This is a genomic window from Rhizobium sp. C4, assembly GCF_021026315.1.
In the GTDB taxonomy this organism is placed as follows: Bacteria; Pseudomonadota; Alphaproteobacteria; order Rhizobiales; family Rhizobiaceae; genus Ensifer_A.
The window spans coordinates 197,446-217,140 of sequence record NZ_JAJNCX010000009.1 but is presented as its reverse complement, the minus strand read 5'-3'; the positions used below and the strand labels follow the sequence as shown (position 1 = coordinate 217,140).

The window sequence follows — 19,695 nt, the reverse complement described above, 5'->3', positions numbered from 1 at the left end:
CGCCACCCTGCGGCATCAGAGCATCTACAAAACTGAACTGACCTTCCCGACGAACTGACATCCCACCGCCTCCAGCCGCTGCAGAACCAGTGAATCATATCAGTGGAATTTTGCAACGGTCCCTCAAGGGGAGAGGACGAGCGGCAGTGCGCGTCACCTCAATACGAATTCTTCTTCCGCAGGTGATCTTCCCAGGCGAGCGCCGAGGAGATGATCTCTTCGAGATTGTCATGCACCGGCTGCCAGCCGAGCTCCTGCTTGGCGACGGTCGGGTTGGCGACGATCAGCACGGCGTCGCCGGCACGGCGGGGGCCGAAGCCGATGTTGAAATCGCGGCCAACGACCTTCTTCATGGTGTCGAGCACTTCGAGAACCGAGAAACCGCGACCATAGCCGCAATTGGCAACCAGCGAGTCGCCGCCGGCGCGCATGCGCTGCAGCGCCTTCAGATGTGCATTCGCCAGATCCGTCACATGGATATAGTCACGCACGCAGGTGCCGTCCGGGGTCGGATAGTCGGTGCCGAAGACGTCGATCTTCTCGCACTGGCCGGTCACGACCTGGCTTGCGACCTTGATCAGATGCGTGGCGCCGGGCGTCGACTGGCCCGTGCGCCCTTTGGGGTCGGCACCGGCAACGTTGAAATAGCGCAGCGCCGTATAGATGAAATCATGGGCTGCGGCGGTGTCGCGCAGCATGATCTCGGTCATCAGCTTGGAGCTGCCATAGGGCGATTCCGGCGACAGCCGCACGGTTTCGGAGACCGGCTCTGAGCCGTCCGGCGTGCCATAGACTGCGGCCGTCGAAGAGAAGACAAAATGCCTGATGCCCGTTTTAACCGCCCAGGCGATCAGCGCGCGCGATTTGACCGTGTTGTTCTCATAATAGCCAAGCGGATCGCTGACAGATTCAGGCACCACAATGGAGCCGGCGAAATGAATGATGGCGTCGATCTTGTTTTCCGCAGCAATCCGGTCGAGGACCGCCGTGTCTGCAATATCGCCCTCGTAGAACTTCGCCTCCGGCGCGATCGCCCAGCGATACCCGGTGGAGAGACGGTCGATCACCACGACGTCCTCGCCGGCGTCTATCAGCGCCCAGACCATGTGGCTGCCGATGTAACCAGCGCCGCCCGTGACCAGAACCGCCATGTCTATCTCCGCGTTCGATTCGATTGCGTGGCACGATAGCCTGTGAAAGCCCTCGCGCAACAGCAATTTCGGCCGCGGCTGCAATACGAAGATGCACACCGGATACCGACTTCCCATACGATGCGGCTTGAAATGGATATAAAATATTATATATAAAAAGAACCCCGCAGATACCGCGTTGAAAGTTCTCATTCATGGCAGCCAACCCCTCGCAAGCTCAGCCTGGCCTCCTCGGCCGGATCGTTGCAGCACTCTTCAGAAAAGGAAGCAGCCCCTCGATGCGCCAGATCGACAGCAACTATTTCGTCGCCGGCCAGATTTCGACGGACCACCTCGCCCCGTTGAAGGAGGCCGGCTTCTCCGCAGTCTGCTGCATGCGGCCGGACGGGGAAGGCTTCGGCCAGCCCGCCTTTTCGGAAATCGAAGCGGCCGCGAAGGCTCTGGGCATGAACGCCTACTATCTGCCCGTTGCCGGCGGATCGATGCCGATGCAGCACGCCTCGAAGCTCAAGGCCGTGCTGCGCGAGGAGAAGGGCAAGATCCTCGGCTATTGCGCATCAGGCGGCCGCTCGACCATGCTCTATCAGCTCGCCCGGCAGGCGGCGGCATAAACAGCCTCAGACCATCACTAGTTTCGCTCAAGCTAGCGAATTTAGACAGGGTTTGTTCAGGCGCGCGCCGGACACGGGACAGGACCGCACCCTCCCCGCCATCCTGGCAGCGCGCCTGAACGGTTCCGGGCCGCCCAAACCAATCGACGCCCGGCGCGGAGACGCCCATGCCTCGCCTGTCGGTTCTGATTCCGCCTCCCCAAGCGTCCGAAAGCGGTCTGGCGAACCTTGTCGGCGTTCTTCTGGCCGACACCTCGCTCGATCTCGAAATCATCACGCCTGAGCACGATGCCCTGTCCGCAATCGAGGACCCGCGCCTGCGGCTTCTGCCGGCCATGCCCGCAGGCACGCCGCAGCAAACGATTTGGTCAGCGCTCGTCGAGGCCTCGGCTGGCGAGTGGGTGACGCTGGTCAAGCCGGACGACATGCTGGAACCGGAGCTTGCCATCATGGTCGGCTTCGTCGCCGAGGCCAATCCTGTTGCCGACGCGCTTTCCTGGCACACGCTGCAGATCGACGCGACCGATCCGCCGGACAGGCGTTTCTCCGTCGGCGTGCCGAGCCAGTATGCGATCGTCAACATCGACAAGACGGTGATGCTGAAGGCGTTCTTCATGTGGGAGAACAGCCTGAATGTGCCCCGCATGCCCTTCGGGCTCTTTCACGGCGCGCTGAAACGTCCGCTCGCCCTTTCCATCGTCGAAAGCCTTGCCGCTTCAGGCCGCGTTTCACTGCTGCCTGCCGCCGAATGGTCGGCGCGGACCATTTTCATGGCCAACGAGATCGCCTTCTGCGAACGGCCGATGTCGGTCATCGCCAGGCAAGGCTTTGCCTTCGACCCGGCGGGCCAGCCGACCCCGGACTTTCCCTTCCATGCCGGCATCGGCGAGACCGCCGGTATTGCCGAAGTCCAGAATGCCGTCTTCATGGAGATGGGCGCGCCCTGGGGTCCCGGCGCTGAAGAGGCCTTTCTCCGCGCCGCCACGATCGATTGCCTTCTCGAAATCGACGAAGAGACCTTTGCCGCGAAATGCGAGGCCTATGACAAGGCCTTCCGTTCATGGGATGGCGGTCGGCACGCGCATCTCTTCCAGCCCTATTATGCCGGACCGCAGCAGCCGGATATCCGGCGCGGGCTGCACGGCAACATGCTGATGGTCGATCGCTTCATCGGCAGGGCTCGCACGGCGCAGGACTTCTACCGCGTCATGCGCTCATTTCTCGCGCCCGTCCGCCTCATCTGCGGCGCCGGCGCGGCGATTTAGCGCTTCGTCCTTCGGAAAACAGTCGAGAAAGTGCCTGAGGCTGCCTTTGGACGGCTTGCCTTCGGCAATCGTCGCCCCCTTCGGAAAGCTGCCGAGGAACCAGTCCAGCGGACCCGCGCCCAAAACGGCAGCGAAATCGGGAAGATGCCTGGGTCGCGCCATCAAATCAGCGTAAGCCACGGCGAACGCATTGCGCGAGACTTCGGGGCGGAAGCGCCGGGCGGCTTCCAGTGCTGCTGCATCGCCCAATTCTTCGCGCAGGCGTGGTTCGGCAAGAAGACGGGTGAGCGCCCCGACACATTGCTCCACGCTGCCGGCGACAAGCCCGGTGACACCATCAGTGACGATCGCACGCTCGGCCGGATTATCGAGAACGAGCGGCGTGAGGCCTGCCGACATCGCCTCGACCAGCGCATTTTCCGCCGTGCCGAAATGCTCGCGATCCAGCGGGTAGAAGAAGAAGTCGAGACCGGCCAGCGCTTCTGCCGGATCGTCCGTCTGCCCCATCATCACCACCCGTTCGGGATGGCGCATGGCGGCATGCGCGCGGGCCGGGCCACCTTCCGGGTCAAAGGCTCCATAGACGGCAATCTCGAAATCCGGCCCTTCGACGGCGTCGACGATCGAGAAGAAATCCGGGCTCATCTTCACGAAATCGACCGTTCCCAGATAGCCCCCGCGCAACGCCCCGCGCCGGCTCCTCCGCTTTGGCGGATGATCGAGCCCGAAGCCGCTGCCGATGACGCGAAGGTCACCTTTTGCCGGGCGCACAAGGGAACAGGCTGACGTATAGACGAAGATATCGGCGGCTTCCGTCAGTGCCTCCGCAATCAGCGGCGGGGCGAGGCCCGAGATATGCGACCAGAAAAGATAGCGGCCCTGCGGCAGCGGCAGGCGAGCCAGCGCTTCATAGAGCCGTGGGTGGTTCCAGAACTCGATCTGGACGATATCCGCCTCCGCAAGCAGCGCCAGCAATGCCTCCTTCGCCGGCGCTTCGATGACGCGCGCGCCGGTGGCGATGATGGCGTCGGCATAGCGACGGTCACGCGCGGGTTCCAGCAGGATATAGGCATGATCCGCCGCCCGTGGATCGACCGCGCGAATGGCCGCATGCGCCTTGCCGACGCCGCCGCCGAGATGCGCGGCAAGGTGCAAGACCCTGATCGCCCCCGTCATTGCGGGGCCTGCCAGTTGCAGACGCCGACGACGGCTGCGGGATCATGCGCTGGAACAGGATCGCTCGAGAAGATCAGCAAATCGCGCCGTCCGTACATGTCGGCGATCCGTTCGGCGAACAGACGAATGGTGGTCGGGCGGCCAGAGCAGATGTTGACGACGCCCTCCTGCCCCGTGTCGGCAATCGCCGCGATCATCCGGCCTGCATCGGATACGTGGAGATAGTCGCGCAACTGCGTGCCGGCGGAGAGCCGGGCATGCTCGCCGCGGGCGATACAGTCGTGGATATAGGGAGCAAGCCGCCCCGGCTGCTCGAACTCTCCATGGAGATGGAAGAGCCGAGCCCAGGTGAAGCGCTGGCCGGCAAGTTTCGCATGCCGTCTCAGCGCGAAATAGGTGGCGAGCTTGGCCGAAGAATAGATCGTCGAGGGGCCGAGCGGCGCATCGGGCTGGATGCGGGTGGACGGCAGGCGATATTCCATGCAGGTGCCGAGCCCGATGACGTGGCCGACGCCGGCGCGCGCGGCCGCACGCGCCATGACGATGCTGCCCACAGTGCAGATGAAGTTGTAACGCGAGCGCTGATAGGTCTGCGGATCGACATACCAGGCGGCGTGGATCAGCGTGTCTTGACCGACAAGCGCCCTCGCCCACCAGTCTTCCCGCTCGGCAAAGAGATCGCGCGTCAGAACGACGTTGACATTGCTGGTCGAAATCCCGGCGCGAAGCATGCTGCCGGGGCGGACGGCGACCGTCACGTCATGACCGGCGGCAAGGAGGTGCTTGAGGATCTGCCGCCCCACAAAACCGCTCGCGCCGGTGAGGAAGACCTTGCTCATGGGCGCCCGTCGACGGTGAGTGTCCGGCAGGGATGCGATCTGCGATCTGCAATCCGACTACCGTGTTTGCGCATGGTCCCGTCATTCCTTGGCGAAGGCCGGCGCGATCTGCATTTCCGGCCCATGACTGATCTCATGGATGGATAGTCCGCCTGTCTTGCCCGAGACTGGCACGCCCTGCTTGCAAAGCGTCACAAGGCGATCGGAATCTCCTCTGGCAGGGTCATCATCCCAGCTGCAGCATCGTAAAGCGCGCGCGGCGTTGAAGCTCCGGCGAAATGTTCGCCGACATGGACGAGAAGCGGCGTGACACCGGTGAAAGTCGGACCGGCGGTTTCACGAGGCTCAATATAAACGGGCTGAAAGAACGGTAGGAAGCGGCCGTGCTGCCAGGCTCTGAAACCCGCCTCATAGCGGGCGCGGATGATCTCGAAATCCTCCCGTGTGGCGGCCGACTGGCAATCGAGCGCACAGGAACGGGCAAAGTTTTCTTCCCAGCCATCATACTTCAGTCCGTAAGTTGTTCTGAACCAATGCTGACTGACGCCGACAGAGGCCGTGACGCCATAGGCGGAGGGGAAGGGGAAATCCGCCATGTGCGGATCGTTATCCATGTTGCGGCCGAGATCCGCCATGAACTCGGCATGGCGGCGCGCATTGTCGTCAACGCGGCCAATCGAGGCGGAATTGCTCGTCGGACAGGTGCCGAGCACGGAGAAAGGCCGCTCGGAAAAAATGAAGCGCCGCGCCGTTGCGATGATCTTGAAGGCGCTGTCCTGATCCACGACGGGATGCTCGAAATAGCGGTTGCCGAAGCGGGTGCGGTTTTTCTCGACGAGGTCGCGACGCACGGTGGCGTGATAGGCGGAGAACATGAAGGTGGGGACGCGGCCTGCGCCTTCCCAGCCGAAGGTCTTGCGCATCAGGTCGTCGCGGGCGACCTCGACGATCCGGCAGCCGGTCGGGATGGCCGTGTGCATTTCCTGTTCCCGGGCGCCCGGCCAGTGAAATGTCAGGCGGTTCCAGGCGATGGCGTCGATATCGGGCACGCGAGCCTCGATGGCTACGATCAGATCCGCGAGGTCGGGGTCGAGATAGTCGTCATCGCCGATGAAGGCCACCCAGCGGCCGGTCGCCGCGGCCATGGTCCGCTCCCAGTTGTCGACCATGGAAAGCGGCTTTTCCTGCGAGCGGAGATAGCGGATGCGGGGATCATCGGCGAGACCTTCGATGAAGGCGTCCATGATCGACGGGTCATCGGAATTGTCGGTGAGGACGAGTTCGATGTCGCGGCGCGTCGAGGCGAGAAGCGCGCGGATCGTCTCCTGAAAATAGAACTGCCGATTGCGCGAAGGAACGCAGATCGAAAGGGCGGGCGCGCTGGTCAGGCCGGAAGCTCCAATGCCACTTTGGGCGCAGCGACTGCACGCTTCTTGCGCGCCTTTGCCGGCGTAGCCACGGGCACCTCCTCGGTCAGTCGTGGATCGTCAGCGTGGGGATTGCCGTCACGAATTTCCCATCCCAGTCTCTGATAGAGGAAAGCTGACGCATGATCTCGTCCTTGAGATTCCATGGCAGTATCACGACCCTTTCCGGACGCAGCGCCATCAGCGCTTCCTCGTCCACGATGCGGATGCGGCTGCCGGGCATGTAATGACCCTGCTTAGCCGGATTCTTGTCGGCAACGGCGGCGATCAGGTCGGTTTTCACGCCCGAGAAGTTCAGGAGCGTGTTGCCCTTGGCCGCCGCACCATAGGCCGCCACGCGCAGCCCCTTGCGGCGCGCATCGATGAGGAATTCGAGCAAGGCGTCACGCACCTGCAGCGCACCCTGCTGCATAGCGGCGTAGGTTTCAGCATGATCGAGACCGGCCGCCCTCTCCTCATCAAGCACAGCCTCGACATTAGCGCTCAAGGCATGCGCGGCGCTTGCGGCCCGGCAGGCAAAGACCCGCAGCGACCCGCCATGCCACGGCGTCTTTTCGATATCGAAGACCCGCAGACCATTGGCCGCGAAGATGCGGGTGACGGCGAGAAGCGAGAGATAGGAGAAATGTTCATGATAAGCCGTGTCGAACTGGTTCTCGGCGATCATGTTGAGGATATGCGGGAACTCGAAGGTCGCCACCCCATCCGGCTTCAGCAGGCGGGCAAAGCCGCTGACGAAATCGTTGATGTCCGGCACATGGGCGAGAACATTGTTGGCTGCCATCAGGTCAGCCTGTTTGCCCTCGGCGACCAGCCTGTCGGCCAGTGCCTGCCCAAAGAAATCCTCGACGATCTCGATGCCCTTGGCGCGGGCCGCGGTCGCAGTGCTCTTCGTCGGCTCGACGCCGAGACAGGCAATGCCGCGCGCCTTCACATATTGCAGCAGATAGCCGTCATTGGCGGCGACCTCGACCACATGCGACTGCGGCCCGAGCCCGAAGCGGGCGACCATTTCGCCGACATAGCGCTCCGCATGCGACAGCCAGCTTTGCGAGAAGGAGGAGAAATAGGCGTAGGTTTCGGAGAAGAAGGTTTCGCGGCCGGCGAAGCCTTCGGTCTGGACCAGAAGGCAGTTGCGGCAGACGCGGATGACCAGTGGATACCAGAGCTCGGGCTTTTCGAGATCCGCTGCCGCCAGATAGGAATTCGACGGCGGGGCCGTGCCAAGGTCGAGGAAGGGGGCGAAATGGTCGCCGCCGCAATGCCGGCATTTCATAGAGCAATTCCTTCAAAGCCGGAGGTTATGCGTGGCAGCGCCTCATCGCGCGGCGAGCGATTGACGACCGGGAGAGGCCAATTGACGCCAAGCGCCGGATCGAGCGCGTCGAGACCACCCTCATGGGCGGCGGCGTAAGGCGCGGAATGCAGATAGATCATCCGCACATCATCCGTCAGCGCCTGGAAACCATGGGCGCAGCCTTGCGGGATCAGCAGCGCACGGCCGTTCTCGGCGGAGAGTTCGAGCGCGACCGACTGCAGATAGGTTGACGATGACTTACGTAGATCGACAGCGACATCAAGGATGCGTCCAGCGATGCAGGAGACGAGTTTCATCTCGGCATGGGGCGGGCTCTGGTAATGCAGGCCGCGCACGGTGCCGGCGCGGGTCGTGCCCGTCTCGTTGATCTGCGCGATGGGACCCGGCCAGCCGGCCTGTACCAGTTCCTCCGGCTCGAAGAGGCGCGAGAGGAAGCCGCGCTCGTCGGCCAGCCTTCGCCGGGTGACGGTGTACACGCCGGCAATCGCCGTTGGCTCGATCAGGAAACGGTTGCCCGACATCGGCTCACCAGGTCTTCCAGGGCGGCGTGCCGTTTTCCCACATGGCTTCCAGCTGGATCTTGTCGCGCAGCGTATCCATCGGCTGCCAGAAACCGTTGTGGAAGAAGGCCTTGAGCTGGCCGTCTTCGGCGAGCCCCGAAAGCGGTTCCGCCTCCCAGGAGGTCTGGTCGCCGGCGATGCGGGAGAGAACCTTGGTGGACAGCACGAAGAAGCCGCCATTGATATAGCCGCCCTCACCCTCCGGCTTTTCGACAAAGCCCTTCACGTCGTCGCCCTCGAACTTGAGCGCGCCAAAGCGGGCGGGCGGGCGGACGGCCGTCACAGTCGCGTCGCGGCCATGGGATTTGTGAAAGCGGATCGTCTCGGCGATATCGACATCGGCCACGCCGTCGCCATAGGTGAAGCAGAAGTCTTCCTCGCCCTCCAGATAGGGCGCGACGCGCTTGAGACGGCCGCCAGTCATCGAGCTCTCGCCCGTATCGACCAGCGTGACGCGCCAGTTTTCGGCGCTCTGGCGGTGGAAGACGAGGCGGTTTTCCGACAGATCGAAGGTGATGTCGGACATGTGCAGGCCGTAATTGGCGAAATATTCCTTGATCACATAGCCCTTGAAGCCGCAGCAGATAATGAAATCGCGGATGCCGTGGCTGTAATAGATCTTCATGATGTGCCAGAGGATCGGCTTGCCGCCGATCTCGATCATCGGCTTGGGCTTCAGATGCGTCTCCTCGGCAATGCGCGAGCCAAGGCCGCCTGCCAGTATCACCGCTTTCATCCGATCCCCCGAGCCAAGGCACTGCATGTCCGGCTGCCGCGGCAGCCTGATTCGCAATCTTGCGCCGAACGCGGGCAAGCGAAACCGCTAAAGCTCGGTTTTACACCGGTAAATCGGGACAGGACGGCGCCTCATCCCTCGGCCGGAGCAGCCACCGGACCACGATAGATGCGCGCGAAGAAGCGCTCGTCTGACATGCGGGCAAGCAGTGCCGCAATGATGGCTGTCGCGGCGATGGCGAAGACGACGCGGCCGACCAGTACGCCCCAGACATCGGCGCCCACGGACATGACGACCAGCGTGTCTTCGATGACGCTATGGGCAAAGCCCATGAAGACGCAGGCGAGAAAGACCTGACGCGGCGAAACGAGGCCGGACTGCGCCTCGCGGATCAGCAGCCCGCCGCCATAGGAGATGCCGAGGAAGAGGCCGACGGCCGTCAGATGTCCCGCCTCGCCCCGGATGCCGGCAAGGCGGAGCAGCGGCGACAGCAGCTTCATCATGAGGCCGAGAATGCCGCTGACCTTCAGGAGATCAAGCCCGATGGTCAGCGCGAAGAGGATGACGAGCATCCAGACCATGGTTTCGCCAAGGCCCCAGAGATAGCTCGCCCAATCGGGGGTGGCGGCAATCGGGATCCAGGTCGGGTTGACCGGAGCGGACATCCAGCCCGTCGCCGTCAGGATATGGTGCAAGATGAACGCATAGAGCAGTCCGCCACCGACGCGCAGCACAGTCGTTGCCAGCATGCCCGGCCCCGCCTTTTCGATGATCTTCTGCTCGATCGGCAGGCCATGGGCGAAGAGGATGAGGGCGGAGAAGATCGTGACATCGGCCACGCTCAGCGAGGAGACCGGAACGAGCGTGAAGATGAGCGGCACCGCGCCCCAGATGCCGACCAGCATGGCAGTGAGCCAGGCGAGGCCGAGTTCCGGCGGCAGGCCGACGAGGTTCATGACCGGTGCGAAGACCGGGGCCACGGCCTTGATGACGCCATAGCGGGAGAGGAGTTCTGTGATGATCGCAATCGGAACCGTGATCTTGACGAGAACCCAATAGATCTCGAGCGTTTCCTTCACCTTCCGGGTGATGACATCCATGATCTGCACTGCGCGGCTCCTTTGCTGACGCCGCCGTCCTAGCAAGAAGCCCTTCGCATTTGCGGTCAAAGATTGCAGCTTTGTGCAATTTTATTGCAAAGTGGCGCCGCCGCTCTATCATCCCGCCATGGACAGGATCGACCGCAAACTTCTGAATCTCATGCAGCGCGACGCGTCACGCACCAATGTCGACATGGCCGACGAGGTGGGCCTCTCGCCCTCCAGCTGTCTGCGCCGTATGCAGCGGCTGCGCACGTCGGGCATCATCGACCGCGTCGTCGCCATCCTCAATCCGGCCAAGGCGGGACGCGGGATCAAGGCGATCGTGACGGTGGAGCTGAAACTGCATGGCGAAGAACACATGCGCCGCTTCCTCGATCTCGCCAGCGCCGAGGAGGCCGTGTCACAAGCCTATGCCGTCACCGGCGAAAGCGATGTCGTGCTGATGCTGCGGCTGAAGGACATGGAAGAGTTTTCCGATCTCTGCGACCGGCTGTTCCGCGACCAGACGAATGTCGCGCGGTTCTTCACGATGATGGTGATCAAGACGGCGAAGGAGGAGACGGCATTGAGGGTTTGACTCATTCGGCCTTGCGAATCACATAAGTCTGCGCTTATGTAATTCCCATGAATGAGAGTGAGATATTCCGGGCGCTGGCCGACCCGACCAGGCGCATGATTTTCGAGAAGCTGGCTGCGGGCGGCATGAATGCCAGCGCGCTGCGCGAGGGCATGGAAATCAGCCAGCCGGCCATGTCGCAGCATCTGGCCGTGTTGAAGGCGGCGCGGCTGGTCCGGCAGGAACGCCAGGGCCGCTTCGTGAACTACGAGGTCGATCCGCATGGGCTGGGGCTCATCGCGCAATGGCTGACCAAATACAAGGCCTATTGGCCGCAGCGTGTGGACGCGTTGCAGGCTCTGCTGAAGGACATGGACCCATGAAATATGGAATGCGCCGACCGGTGGAGAGCCGTGTTGAGCTTACCTTCAATCTGGATGAACCGCCGGAAAAGGTGTGGCGGGCGATCAGCCAGCCGGAATTTCGGGCTCGATGGCTGCCGGCAGAAGCTCTTGCCTTTCAGGAGGCTCTAGCGGAAATTCCGCAGCGGGAGATCAGTTACCTGATGCGGGATGATCAGCCGCCCTTTCTGGAAAGCACGGTGACATTCTCGCTTGTGCCGAGACCGACTGGCGGAACCTGCCTTCAGATCGTTCAGGTGCTGACGAAGGAGAGCCTCGAGCGTCTGAAGCTGGCCGCTGCCAACAATGACGGGCCGCTCCTGATGTTCGCCGCCTAACAATACGTCTTATTTCAAATCTGCTCTGATTGGAGGTTGCCGATGCGCGACACGATGCAGCTCGTCCCTATTGTTGTCGAACAGTCGAGCCGGGGCGAACGCTCCTTCGACATCTATTCCCGTCTGCTCAGGGAGCGGATCATTTTCCTCAATGGCGAGGTCAACGACACTGTTGCGGCACTTGTTTGCGCACAGCTTCTGTTTTTGGAGGCTGAAAACCCCGACCGGCCGATTCATCTCTACATCAATTCGCCGGGCGGCGTGGTGACAAGCGGATTGGCGATGTATGACACGATCCAATATATCCGCGCCCCGGTTCACACACTCTGCATGGGCACGGCCCGCTCCATGGGCTCTTTCCTGCTGATGGCAGGACAGGCAGGGCAACGGGCCGCGCTGCCCAATGCCAGCATCCTCATTCATCAACCGCTCGGCGGCTTTCAGGGCCAAGCCTCCGACATGCTGATCCATGCCGAGGAAATCAAGCGGACGAAGCAGCATCTGACCGGGCTATATGCCGAGCATTGCGGCCGCAGCTACGAGGCGTTTGAAGCCGCCATGGATCGCGACCGCTTCATGACCGCGCAAGAGGCACTGGAATGGGGACTGATCGATAAAATCCTGCGCGTTCGCGAACTGGAGAGCGGCGCAGCGTGACGAGCCTTGTCCAGCTGCGACCCGCCGCCCCGCCTCAAATCGCCAGATAATCGTTCCTCAGCTGTTCGTTCTCCAGCACTTCCTTCGCGGTGCCATCAAAGACCACCTCGCCCGTATCCATGATCACCGCGCGGTCGGAGAGGCGGAGTGCCGCGACCGCGTTCTGCTCGACGATGATCGTGGTGATGCCGAGGTCGCGGATCTGGCGGACGATGCTTTCGATCTCGTGGACGATGACCGGGGCGAGGCCTTCATAGGGCTCGTCGAGGAAGAGGATTTTCAGGTCGCGGGCCAGCGCGCGGGCGACGGCCAGCATCTGCTGTTCGCCGCCCGACATGGTGACGCCTTCCTGGTTGCGGCGTTCGGCAAGGCGGGGGAAGTGGTCGTAGATCTTTTCGATCGACCAGCCCTTCTGGCCAGAGACCTGGGCCAGAACCAGATTTTCCTCGACTGTCAGGCCGCCGATGATGCGGCGGTCTTCGGGCACGAGCTGGATGCCGGCTTGGGCTGCCTGGAAGGCCTTCATCTTGTGGACCGGCTGGCCGTCGAGCCAGATTTCGCCGCTCTTCAGAACCGGGTTCGATGCCCGCGCGAGCGTGCGCAGCGTCGAGGTCTTGCCGGCCCCGTTACGGCCGAGAAGGGAGAGAACCTCCCCCTTCTTCACCTCAAAGGAAACGCCCTGGACGATATAGGATTCGCCATACCAGGCATGAATGTCGCGGACGCTGAAAAACGCCTTTTCGCTCGGGTTCACCACGGTATCGATCTCTCCCCTGAATTCTATTTTTCCGGCCATCACGTTCATCCATGCGCCTCCCCAAGATAGGCTTCCTTGACGCGCGGATTACCCCGGACCTCCTCCGGAAGACCTTCCGCAATCACGGTTCCTTGAGCCAGCACGCTGATCTTGTCGGCGAGCGAAAAGACGACGTGCATGTCATGCTCGATGATGACCTTGGTCATGCCGCGCGCCTTGATGCGCTTGAGCAGTTCGATGGTCATGTTGGTGTCGTGGCGCGCCATGCCGGCGGTCGGCTCGTCGAGAAGCAGCAGTTTCGGCTTCTGGATCAGGCACATGCCAAGCTCCAGCCGCCGCTTGTCGCCGCGCGACAGCGAGCCGGCCAGATGGTTGCGGCGCTCGTAGAGGCCGACATCATGCAGGATTTCCTCGGCCTCCTCGCGCAGCTCCTTCTCGGCGCTCACCGCCCGGATCGCGTTGAAGGTGAAGGCGCCGTCGCGCTTGGCGAAGGCCGGGATCATGACGTTTTCGAGCAGGTTCAGGTCGGCGAAGATTTCGGGCGTCTGGAAGACGCGGGAGACGCCGAGCTGGTTGATCTCATGCGGCTGGTGGCGGTCGAGCGTTTCGCCGTTGAAGACGACATGGCCGTTATCGGGCCGGATGCGGCCGATGCAGACATTGAGCAGCGTCGACTTGCCCGCCCCGTTCGGGCCGATGATGGCGTGGACCTTCCCCTCCTCCACCTGAAGATTGACATTGGTCAGCGCGCGAAGCCCGCCGAAGCTCTTGTTGACGCCGGAAACGTCGAGAACGATGTTCGACTTGGTCGTGGATGTCATGAGCCTCACTCCGCCGGTTGCGCGTGGCCGCTGACGGCCGGTTTGTTGCCATTGCCGCCCTTTTTGAAGAGCGAGGCGATGAGGCGCACGCCTTCCATGATCCCGCCGGGCAGGAAGATGACGATGGCCATGAAGACGAGGCCGAGCGTCAGGCTCCAGCCTTCGCCGACGAAGAGCGAGAGCAGCTTGACGATCGGTTCGCGCAGCGTGTCGGGCAGGAAGTTGAAGACGCTGTTCAGCGCGGTTTCGTTGAAGCCCGAGAAGATGTTCTCGAAATACTTGATGATGGCAGCCCCGATGACCGGGCCGATCAGCGTGCCGACGCCACCCAGGATGGTCATGAGAACCACTTCACCCGAAGCCGTCCACTGCATGCGCTCAGGCCCGGCCAGCGGATCGACCGCCGCCATCAGCGAGCCGGCAAGCCCGGCATAGATGCCGGAGATGACGAAGGCTGCCATCAGATAGGGCCGCGTGTTGAAGCCGGTGTAGCGCATGCGGTTCTGGTTGGACTTGATCGCCTTCAGCATCAGGCCGAAGGGCGAGCGGAAGATGCGCATCGAGATGTAGAAGCCGATGATGAGGGCGGCGGCCGTGAAATAGAAGCCGCCAAGGCCGCCGCCGCTGATTTCCAGGCCGAAGAGCGTGGTGCGCGGCAGGCCGGTGCCGGGCGTGATGAACATGGCGTCGACGATGCGCGGGTCCTTCAGCGTCAGCTGCAGGCCGGTCTCGCCGTTCGTCAGCGGCGTCAGCACGGAATAGGCCATGTTGTAGCTCATCTGCGCGAAGGCGAGCGTCAGGATCGAGAAGTAGATGCCTGAGCGGCGCAGGCTGATGAAGCCGATGATGAGCGCGAAAATGCCGGCGAAGATGATCGACAGGGCTATGGCCGGGATGACGTTCATGGTGAAGAGCTTGAACGACCAGACCGCCGCATAGGAGCCGATGCCGAGAAAAGCCGCATGGCCGAAGGAGAGATAGCCGGTGAGCCCGAAGAGAATGTTGAAGCCGATGGCGAAGAGCCCGAAAATGCAGAACTTTTCGAGGATCGCCGGATAGGCCGCACCGATCGGCTGGAAGAGGATGGGGGCAAGCAGGACCACGGCGGAAAAGCCGAGGAACATGACCCAGTCTTGTCTAGAAAGATTGCCGAACATTGATCAGTCCTCCATCACGCCCTTGCGACCCATCAGCCCGCGCGGCATCGTCAGAAGAATGACGACGGCGACGAGATAGATGATGATCTGGTCGATGCCCGGGATGATGCTCTTGATTTCATTCATGGATGCAAAAGATTGCAGGATGCCGAGCAGGAAGCCGGCAGCCACTGCGCCGCCCAGCGACCCCATGCCGCCGACCACGACGACGACGAAGGACAGAACCAGGAAGTCCATGCCCATGTGATAGTCGGGCGGCAGGATCGGCGTGTACATGACGCCGGCCAGCCCTGCGACGACAGCGGCAATGCCGAAGACGACGGTGAAGCGGCGTTCGATGTCGATGCCAAGCAGGCCGACCGTTTCGCGGTCACGCATGCCGGCGCGCACCACCATGCCGTAGGTGGTGAATTGCAGGAAGGCGAAGACGATGCCGATGATGCCGAGCGAGAAGAAGAGATAGATCAGGCGCCACCACGGATAGGGAATGGCATCGCCCATGCCGAGCAGCATGCCGACCTGTGCGGTACCGGCAAAAGCGGCGGGGGCTGCCTGCGGGATCGGGTTTGCGCCATAGAAATGCTTGATGATTTCCTGAAGCACGATGGCCAGACCGAAGGTCACGAGGATCTGGTCGGCATGCGGACGCTTGTAGAAATGGCGGATCAGGCCGCGCTCCATCACGATGCCGATGATCAGCATGACGGGAATGGCGACGATGATCGAGACCGGAACCGAATAGTTGACCAGAACCTTGCCGTACTCGCCGAGCCAGGCTTCCACGAGCGAGGTCTTGATCTCGGCCGCTGTCCCCCAGGGGGTGAGCTGTGTCGGGTCGAGTGTGACCTTTTCCAGTGTCAGGAGCTTGTTGAACGTGACGGCGCAGAAGGCGCCGAGCATGAAGAGCGCACCATGCGCAAAGTTCACCACGCCGAGCGTGCCGAAAACGAGCGTCAGGCCGAGAGCAATCAGCGCATAGGCGCCGCCCTTGTCCAGCCCGTTCAGAATTTGCAGGATTATCGCATCCATCTGCCGTCACCCTTTTCTCAACGCGCACGACAGCACAGCCGGAATCAAGCCGGCTAAAGATGCGAGGCGCATTGATTTGAGACCTATCGCCGCAAGAGATGCATCCCCGCATCCGCAAGCGGCCTTTCACCATTCAGAAGCGGCGCGGAGGCTTTCGCCCCCGCGCCGGAATGCATGCGGGCTCAGCCGCAGGTCTTGGCGTCGGCCGGGCCGAGATCGCCGCCGAAGATGGCCGGATCGTAGGTGACGTCCTTGGCCGCCACGATCTTCTTGACTTCGAGAAGGTCGTACTTGTCCTTCGGCTTTTCCTTACCCTGTACGACCAGCACGTCCTTGAAGCACTGGTGGTCGCTGTCGCGGTAAAGCGTCTTGCCGTTACCGAGACCGTCGAACTCGAAGCCTTCCAGCGCCTTGATGACGGCCGGTGCGAAGAAGGTGCCGGCGCGTTCGCAGGCATCCGCATAGAGGATCGCCTGCGCATAGGCCGTCTGGGCTGCCTGCGACGGCGGTACGCCATATTCCTTGCCGAAGGACTTTACGAAGGCCTTGGTGCCGTCATTGTCCAGCTTCCAATCCCAGTTCGCCGTGCCGTAAATGCCCTTGATGGCATCGCCGGCGCCCTGCGCCATGAGTTCGGAGAAGAGCGGAACGACGATTTCGAAGTTCTTGCCGTTCACCTGCTTGGCGCGCATGCCGAACTGCACGGCCTGGGTCAGCGAGTTGACCATGTCCTTGCCGTAGTGGTTGAGGATCAGCACGTCTGCGCCCGAGCTCAGAACCGGCGTCAGATACTGCGAGAAGTCGCCGGCGCCGAGCGGGGTGCGAACGGCATTGACCGTCTTCCAGCCCTGCGCTTCCGTGGACTTCTTCATGGACTCTTCCTGGGTCCAGCCCCAGGTGTAGTCGGCGGTCAGGTGATAGGCCTTGCGGTCCTTGCCATAGACTTCGCCGAGAACCGGGCCGAGCGCGACGCCGGACATGTAGGCGTTGAAGAAGTGGCGGAAGCCGTAGCGCTTCTTGTCCTTGCCGGTCGTGTCGTTGGAATGCGTGAGGCAGGACATGAAGATCACGCCCATGTCCTGGCAGAGGCTCTGCACGGCAATCGCTTCAGCCGACGAGGAACCGCCGGTGATCATGATTGCCTTTTCCTTTTCGATCATGCGCTTGGCGCTGTCGCGGGCAGCGTCGGCCTTGGTCTGCGTGTCGCCGCTGACGAAGGTGACCTTCTTGCCGAGAACGCCGTTGCCCTTCAGCGCCTTGGACGAGAAGGTGGGGAGCATGCCGCCATCGCCTTCGCCGTTCAGATGCTTGACGGCGAGCTGATAGGCCTTGAGTTCATCCGCACCTTCGTCGGCATAGGGGCCGGACAGCGGAATGTTGAAACCGAAGACAACGTTTGCGCCGGTTGGCATGTTGCACGAGGCGTCAGCGGCATAGGCGCCGCGCATGAAATGCATCGGCGTCGACAGTGCCAGGCCGCCAACCGCGCCAGCCTTCAAGAGACCACGGCGGTTTATGATTAGTTTCGACATCGGAATCCTCCCAGACGATGTGATCCAACGTCCCTCCTCCGGAACGTGGATCAGATGCTAGCAGGGGAGCGCTTATCCGCAATTGTTCTTAAGTGATAAGACAAAAGTCTTAAAAGCGGCGCAATATTGAAACAGTGCGCCGCAATAAAAGAGCCTCAGAGCGCCGAGATGTATTTGGCGAGCCGGTCTGCCGCGACTTCCATTTGCGCCGGATCGCGCAGGAAGCAGGCGCGGATGAAGGCGCTGCCGCCGGGGCCGAAGGCCGTGCCCGGTGCCAGGCCGACCAGCGCCTTGTCGACAATGTCGAGCGTCGTCACGCGGCTATCCTTGACGCCATCGATCTTGAGGAAGGCATAGAAGGCGCCATCCGGCTTCAGCGTCTCGACGCGGTTTGTCGCGATCAGTGCATCGCAGAGAATATCGCGGCTTTTCGCGGCCTTGGCGAAGTTCTCCCTGATGACGCTGTCGCCCTCTTCCAGCGCCACGGTTGCGCCGCGCTGCATGAATTGCGCCACGCCCGAGGTTGAATATTGGATAAGGTTTTCAACGACCTGCCCCAGTTCTTCCGGGACGACGACCCAGCCGACCCGCCAGCCGGTCATCGACCAGTTCTTGGAGAAGGAATTGACGAAAATGATCCGGTCATCGGCGCGCATGACATCGAGGAAGGAGGCCGCGCGGCCACCATTGTAATGGAAATGCGCATAGATCTCGTCGGCCATGATCCAGAGGTTTCGGCGGCGGGCGATATCGAGAATGGCGCGCAGATCCTCAAGGCTTGCCGTCCAGCCGGTCGGATTGGAGGGCGTGTTGATGAAGATGCCGCGCGTCTTCGGGCCGATGGCGCTTTCGAGCCTGTTGAGATCGAGCTTCCAGCCGCCGCCGGCAAATTCCAGCTCCAGCGGCGTGGCAATCGCGCCCGAGACTTCTAGCGCTGCGGAAATGTTCGGCCAGGAGGGCGTGAGATAGATCATCTCGTCGCCTGGGGCCGCAATCATCTCGGCGGCGATCTTGATCGCATGCATGCCCGAGGCCGTGACGATGAAATTCTCTTGCGTCAGCGTCGTTCCGAAATGGCGGGCATAGTAACGGGCGAGCGCCTGGCGCATTTCCGGAATGCCGCGCTGATATGTGTAGAAGGTTTCGCCGGCAACCAGTGCATCGGCCGCCGCGCGGCTGATGAAATCCGGCGTCGGACTGTCGCCCTCGCCCGCCCAGAGCGGGATCAGCCCCTCGCGACCACGTCCATAGTTGAACACCTCAACGATGCCGCTCTCGGGCGCATTGGCGGAACGGGGGCTCAGGGTCTCGATCAGGCGCATGCTTTTCTCCGGCTGCAATCAGGCGGAGTTTAAGGGGGATTCGGGTTGAAAGCCCAATGATAAATTATGCGGGGCGATCACGCAGGATGATGGGTCAGCCTACGACGGCCGCTCTCCCTCCCCCTTGTGGAGAGGGGCCTTCCTTGCCGCTGGCAAAAAGCGCTTGTGACAATTACCCCCTCTGGCCGCCGCCATCTCCCCCCAACAAGGTTGGTGATGGGGAGAACCGGAACGTGGCACGAGCCTCATCCTGAGGTGCTGCCCGCAGGGCAGCCTCGAAGGATCCTTGCTGAATCGCGAGAGCCCTTCGATGCCTGCGCTGTCGCGCAGGCACCTCAGGGTGAGGGCTTGAGGGTCACAGCAAATACCCTTCTCCCCTCGGGGAGAAGGTGCCGGCAGGCGGATGAGGGTGCTGCCCTCGTTCCGTTCAGCCTCGCGTCTTCAAGAGATCGCGGATTTCGGTCAGCAGCGCGATATCGGCCGGCGGGGCGGCGGGGGCGGAGGGCTTGGCCTCTTCCTTGACGCGCAGGCGGTTGATGCCCTTGACCATGAGGAAGATGATCCAGGCGAGGATCAGGAACTGGATGACGACCGTGATGAAGCTGCCATAGGCGAGAACGGCGCCCTGCTTCTTCGCCTCCACGAGGTTCGTCGCCGTGACGGCGGAACTCAGGCTGATGAAATAGTTCGAGAAATCGATGCCGCCGGTGATTGCGCCAATGATCGGCATGATGAGGTCATCGACCAGCGACGACACGATCTTTCCGAATGCGCCGCCGATGATGACACCGACTGCCAGATCCATGACATTGCCGCGCGCGATAAACGCCTTGAACTCGTCTAACATGTTTCCCCCAACTGATACTGATGGTCGGTAGACCATTTCTTAACCTTGATGCCGGGAAACATTAACACATTCCGGCCGTGCGAAAAGACCCA

General features: G+C 62.1%; 21 protein-coding genes. 6 read left to right on the top strand and 15 right to left on the bottom strand.

The genetic code is table 11. The features are described 5' to 3' along the window. Nucleotides 1–158 precede the first annotated feature (158 nt). Nucleotides 159–1,151 carry a UDP-glucose 4-epimerase GalE gene (gene galE, locus LQK84_RS16850; RefSeq protein WP_230829875.1) on the bottom strand — a complete coding sequence of 331 codons (993 nt, stop codon included), beginning with the start codon at nt 1,149–1,151 and terminating at the stop codon, nt 159–161. A 194-nt stretch (nt 1,152–1,345) separates the two neighbouring features. On the opposite strand from galE, the gene LQK84_RS16845 reads away from it, so the two are divergent. Next, a complete protein-coding gene (locus LQK84_RS16845; RefSeq protein WP_230829874.1) occupies nt 1,346–1,762 on the top strand; it encodes a beta-lactamase hydrolase domain-containing protein in 417 nt (138 codons plus the stop codon). A 167-nt stretch (nt 1,763–1,929) separates the two neighbouring features. Next, nucleotides 1,930–3,027, top strand: a complete 1,098-nt coding sequence (locus LQK84_RS16840; RefSeq protein WP_230829873.1) for a hypothetical protein — start codon at nt 1,930–1,932, stop codon at nt 3,025–3,027. Here LQK84_RS16840 and LQK84_RS16835 read toward each other — a convergent pair. From LQK84_RS16835 to LQK84_RS16805, 7 genes are all read right to left on the bottom strand, one after another. Next, nucleotides 2,977–4,203, bottom strand: a complete 1,227-nt coding sequence (locus LQK84_RS16835; protein ID WP_230829872.1) for a glycosyltransferase — start codon at nt 4,201–4,203, stop codon at nt 2,977–2,979. The two genes, LQK84_RS16840 and LQK84_RS16835, sit on opposite strands and share 51 nt — an antisense overlap. Continuing rightward, nucleotides 4,200–5,042 carry an NAD-dependent epimerase/dehydratase family protein gene (locus tag LQK84_RS16830; RefSeq protein WP_230829871.1) on the bottom strand — a complete coding sequence of 281 codons (843 nt, stop codon included), beginning with the start codon at nt 5,040–5,042 and terminating at the stop codon, nt 4,200–4,202. Before LQK84_RS16830 ends, LQK84_RS16835 begins: the two co-directional genes overlap by 4 nt. A 191-nt stretch (nt 5,043–5,233) precedes the next feature. Then, the gene (locus LQK84_RS16825; protein ID WP_330166418.1) at nt 5,234–6,406 is read right to left on the bottom strand and encodes a glycosyltransferase family A protein; all 1,173 of its coding nucleotides are present in this window, start codon (nt 6,404–6,406) and stop codon (nt 5,234–5,236) included. Between the two features lie 109 nt (nt 6,407–6,515). Beyond that, nucleotides 6,516–7,745 (bottom strand): class I SAM-dependent methyltransferase, encoded by a 1,230-nt coding sequence (locus LQK84_RS16820; RefSeq protein ID WP_230829870.1) that lies wholly within the window; start codon nt 7,743–7,745, stop codon nt 6,516–6,518. Continuing rightward, nucleotides 7,742–8,308 (bottom strand): dTDP-4-dehydrorhamnose 3,5-epimerase family protein, encoded by a 567-nt coding sequence (locus LQK84_RS16815; RefSeq protein ID WP_230829869.1) that lies wholly within the window; start codon nt 8,306–8,308, stop codon nt 7,742–7,744. The genes LQK84_RS16820 and LQK84_RS16815 overlap by 4 nt, the downstream gene beginning before the upstream one ends. Before the next feature lie 4 nt (nt 8,309–8,312). After that, entirely contained in the window at nt 8,313–9,083 is a 771-nt protein-coding gene (rfbF, locus tag LQK84_RS16810; protein ID WP_230829868.1) for a glucose-1-phosphate cytidylyltransferase, read from the bottom strand. Nucleotides 9,084–9,214: 131 nt separating this feature from the next. Beyond that, a complete protein-coding gene (locus LQK84_RS16805; RefSeq protein ID WP_230829893.1) occupies nt 9,215–10,183 on the bottom strand; it encodes a nucleoside recognition domain-containing protein in 969 nt (322 codons plus the stop codon). A gap of 127 nt (nt 10,184–10,310) precedes the next feature. Between LQK84_RS16805 and LQK84_RS16800 the strand changes: the two genes are divergently transcribed. From LQK84_RS16800 to LQK84_RS16785, 4 genes are read left to right on the top strand one after another with little or no spacing between them, the layout of a single operon-like run. Further along, nucleotides 10,311–10,763, top strand: a complete 453-nt coding sequence (locus LQK84_RS16800) for an Lrp/AsnC family transcriptional regulator (RefSeq protein WP_230829892.1) — start codon at nt 10,311–10,313, stop codon at nt 10,761–10,763. Between the two features lie 47 nt (nt 10,764–10,810). Beyond that, nucleotides 10,811–11,125: an ArsR/SmtB family transcription factor gene (locus LQK84_RS16795; protein WP_230829867.1), complete on the top strand. Its 315-nt coding sequence runs from the start codon at nt 10,811–10,813 to the stop codon at nt 11,123–11,125. Continuing rightward, nucleotides 11,122–11,481: an SRPBCC family protein gene (locus tag LQK84_RS16790; protein WP_230829866.1), complete on the top strand. Its 360-nt coding sequence runs from the start codon at nt 11,122–11,124 to the stop codon at nt 11,479–11,481. Before LQK84_RS16795 ends, LQK84_RS16790 begins: the two co-directional genes overlap by 4 nt. Before the next feature lie 42 nt (nt 11,482–11,523). Beyond that, nucleotides 11,524–12,138 (top strand): ATP-dependent Clp protease proteolytic subunit, encoded by a 615-nt coding sequence (locus LQK84_RS16785; protein WP_230829865.1) that lies wholly within the window; start codon nt 11,524–11,526, stop codon nt 12,136–12,138. A 34-nt stretch (nt 12,139–12,172) separates the two neighbouring features. On the opposite strand, the gene LQK84_RS16780 is transcribed toward LQK84_RS16785, so the two are convergent. The 7 genes from LQK84_RS16780 to mscL form a co-directional block, all read right to left on the bottom strand. Next, nucleotides 12,173–12,934, bottom strand: coding sequence for an ABC transporter ATP-binding protein (locus tag LQK84_RS16780; protein WP_230829891.1), 762 nt, complete (start codon nt 12,932–12,934; stop codon nt 12,173–12,175). Nucleotides 12,935–12,939: 5 nt separating this feature from the next. Beyond that, entirely contained in the window at nt 12,940–13,716 is a 777-nt protein-coding gene (locus LQK84_RS16775) for an ABC transporter ATP-binding protein (protein ID WP_230829864.1), read from the bottom strand. Nucleotides 13,717–13,721: 5 nt separating this feature from the next. Then, nucleotides 13,722–14,873 (bottom strand): branched-chain amino acid ABC transporter permease, encoded by a 1,152-nt coding sequence (locus LQK84_RS16770; RefSeq protein ID WP_230829863.1) that lies wholly within the window; start codon nt 14,871–14,873, stop codon nt 13,722–13,724. Nucleotides 14,874–14,876: 3 nt separating this feature from the next. Next, on the bottom strand, nt 14,877–15,902 hold the full coding sequence (locus LQK84_RS16765; protein WP_230829862.1) for a branched-chain amino acid ABC transporter permease: 1,026 nt from the start codon (nt 15,900–15,902) through the stop codon (nt 14,877–14,879). Between the two features lie 182 nt (nt 15,903–16,084). Continuing rightward, nucleotides 16,085–17,434, bottom strand: a complete 1,350-nt coding sequence (locus LQK84_RS16760; protein WP_269072147.1) for a substrate-binding protein — start codon at nt 17,432–17,434, stop codon at nt 16,085–16,087. 155 nt (nt 17,435–17,589) lie between these two features. After that, nucleotides 17,590–18,756 (bottom strand): pyridoxal phosphate-dependent aminotransferase, encoded by a 1,167-nt coding sequence (locus LQK84_RS16755; RefSeq protein WP_230829861.1) that lies wholly within the window; start codon nt 18,754–18,756, stop codon nt 17,590–17,592. Between the two features lie 427 nt (nt 18,757–19,183). Then, a complete protein-coding gene (gene mscL, locus LQK84_RS16750) occupies nt 19,184–19,603 on the bottom strand; it encodes a large conductance mechanosensitive channel protein MscL (RefSeq protein ID WP_230829860.1) in 420 nt (139 codons plus the stop codon). Nucleotides 19,604–19,695: the final 92 nt, after the last annotated feature.

Coding starts and splice junctions, on each gene's coding strand:
- galE (WP_230829875.1), bottom strand. CDS start 1,151: ATGGCGGTTCTGGTCACGGGCGGCGCTGGTTACATCGGCAGCCACATG.
- rfbF (WP_230829868.1), bottom strand. CDS start 9,083: ATGAAAGCGGTGATACTGGCAGGCGGCCTTGGCTCGCGCATTGCCGAG.
- LQK84_RS16770 (WP_230829863.1), bottom strand. CDS start 14,873: ATGTTCGGCAATCTTTCTAGACAAGACTGGGTCATGTTCCTCGGCTTT.
- LQK84_RS16760 (WP_269072147.1), bottom strand. CDS start 17,434: ATGTCGAAACTAATCATAAACCGCCGTGGTCTCTTGAAGGCTGGCGCG.
- mscL (WP_230829860.1), bottom strand. CDS start 19,603: ATGTTAGACGAGTTCAAGGCGTTTATCGCGCGCGGCAATGTCATGGAT.
- LQK84_RS16785 (WP_230829865.1), top strand. CDS start 11,524: ATGCGCGACACGATGCAGCTCGTCCCTATTGTTGTCGAACAGTCGAGC.
- LQK84_RS16780 (WP_230829891.1), bottom strand. CDS start 12,934: ATGGCCGGAAAAATAGAATTCAGGGGAGAGATCGATACCGTGGTGAAC.
- LQK84_RS16775 (WP_230829864.1), bottom strand. CDS start 13,716: ATGACATCCACGACCAAGTCGAACATCGTTCTCGACGTTTCCGGCGTC.
- LQK84_RS16765 (WP_230829862.1), bottom strand. CDS start 15,902: ATGGATGCGATAATCCTGCAAATTCTGAACGGGCTGGACAAGGGCGGC.
- LQK84_RS16805 (WP_230829893.1), bottom strand. CDS start 10,183: ATGGATGTCATCACCCGGAAGGTGAAGGAAACGCTCGAGATCTATTGG.
- LQK84_RS16815 (WP_230829869.1), bottom strand. CDS start 8,308: ATGTCGGGCAACCGTTTCCTGATCGAGCCAACGGCGATTGCCGGCGTG.
- LQK84_RS16820 (WP_230829870.1), bottom strand. CDS start 7,745: ATGAAATGCCGGCATTGCGGCGGCGACCATTTCGCCCCCTTCCTCGAC.
- LQK84_RS16790 (WP_230829866.1), top strand. CDS start 11,122: ATGAAATATGGAATGCGCCGACCGGTGGAGAGCCGTGTTGAGCTTACC.
- LQK84_RS16845 (WP_230829874.1), top strand. CDS start 1,346: ATGGCAGCCAACCCCTCGCAAGCTCAGCCTGGCCTCCTCGGCCGGATC.
- LQK84_RS16755 (WP_230829861.1), bottom strand. CDS start 18,756: ATGCGCCTGATCGAGACCCTGAGCCCCCGTTCCGCCAATGCGCCCGAG.
- LQK84_RS16795 (WP_230829867.1), top strand. CDS start 10,811: ATGAATGAGAGTGAGATATTCCGGGCGCTGGCCGACCCGACCAGGCGC.
- LQK84_RS16840 (WP_230829873.1), top strand. CDS start 1,930: ATGCCTCGCCTGTCGGTTCTGATTCCGCCTCCCCAAGCGTCCGAAAGC.
- LQK84_RS16835 (WP_230829872.1), bottom strand. CDS start 4,203: ATGACGGGGGCGATCAGGGTCTTGCACCTTGCCGCGCATCTCGGCGGC.
- LQK84_RS16830 (WP_230829871.1), bottom strand. CDS start 5,042: ATGAGCAAGGTCTTCCTCACCGGCGCGAGCGGTTTTGTGGGGCGGCAG.
- LQK84_RS16800 (WP_230829892.1), top strand. CDS start 10,311: ATGGACAGGATCGACCGCAAACTTCTGAATCTCATGCAGCGCGACGCG.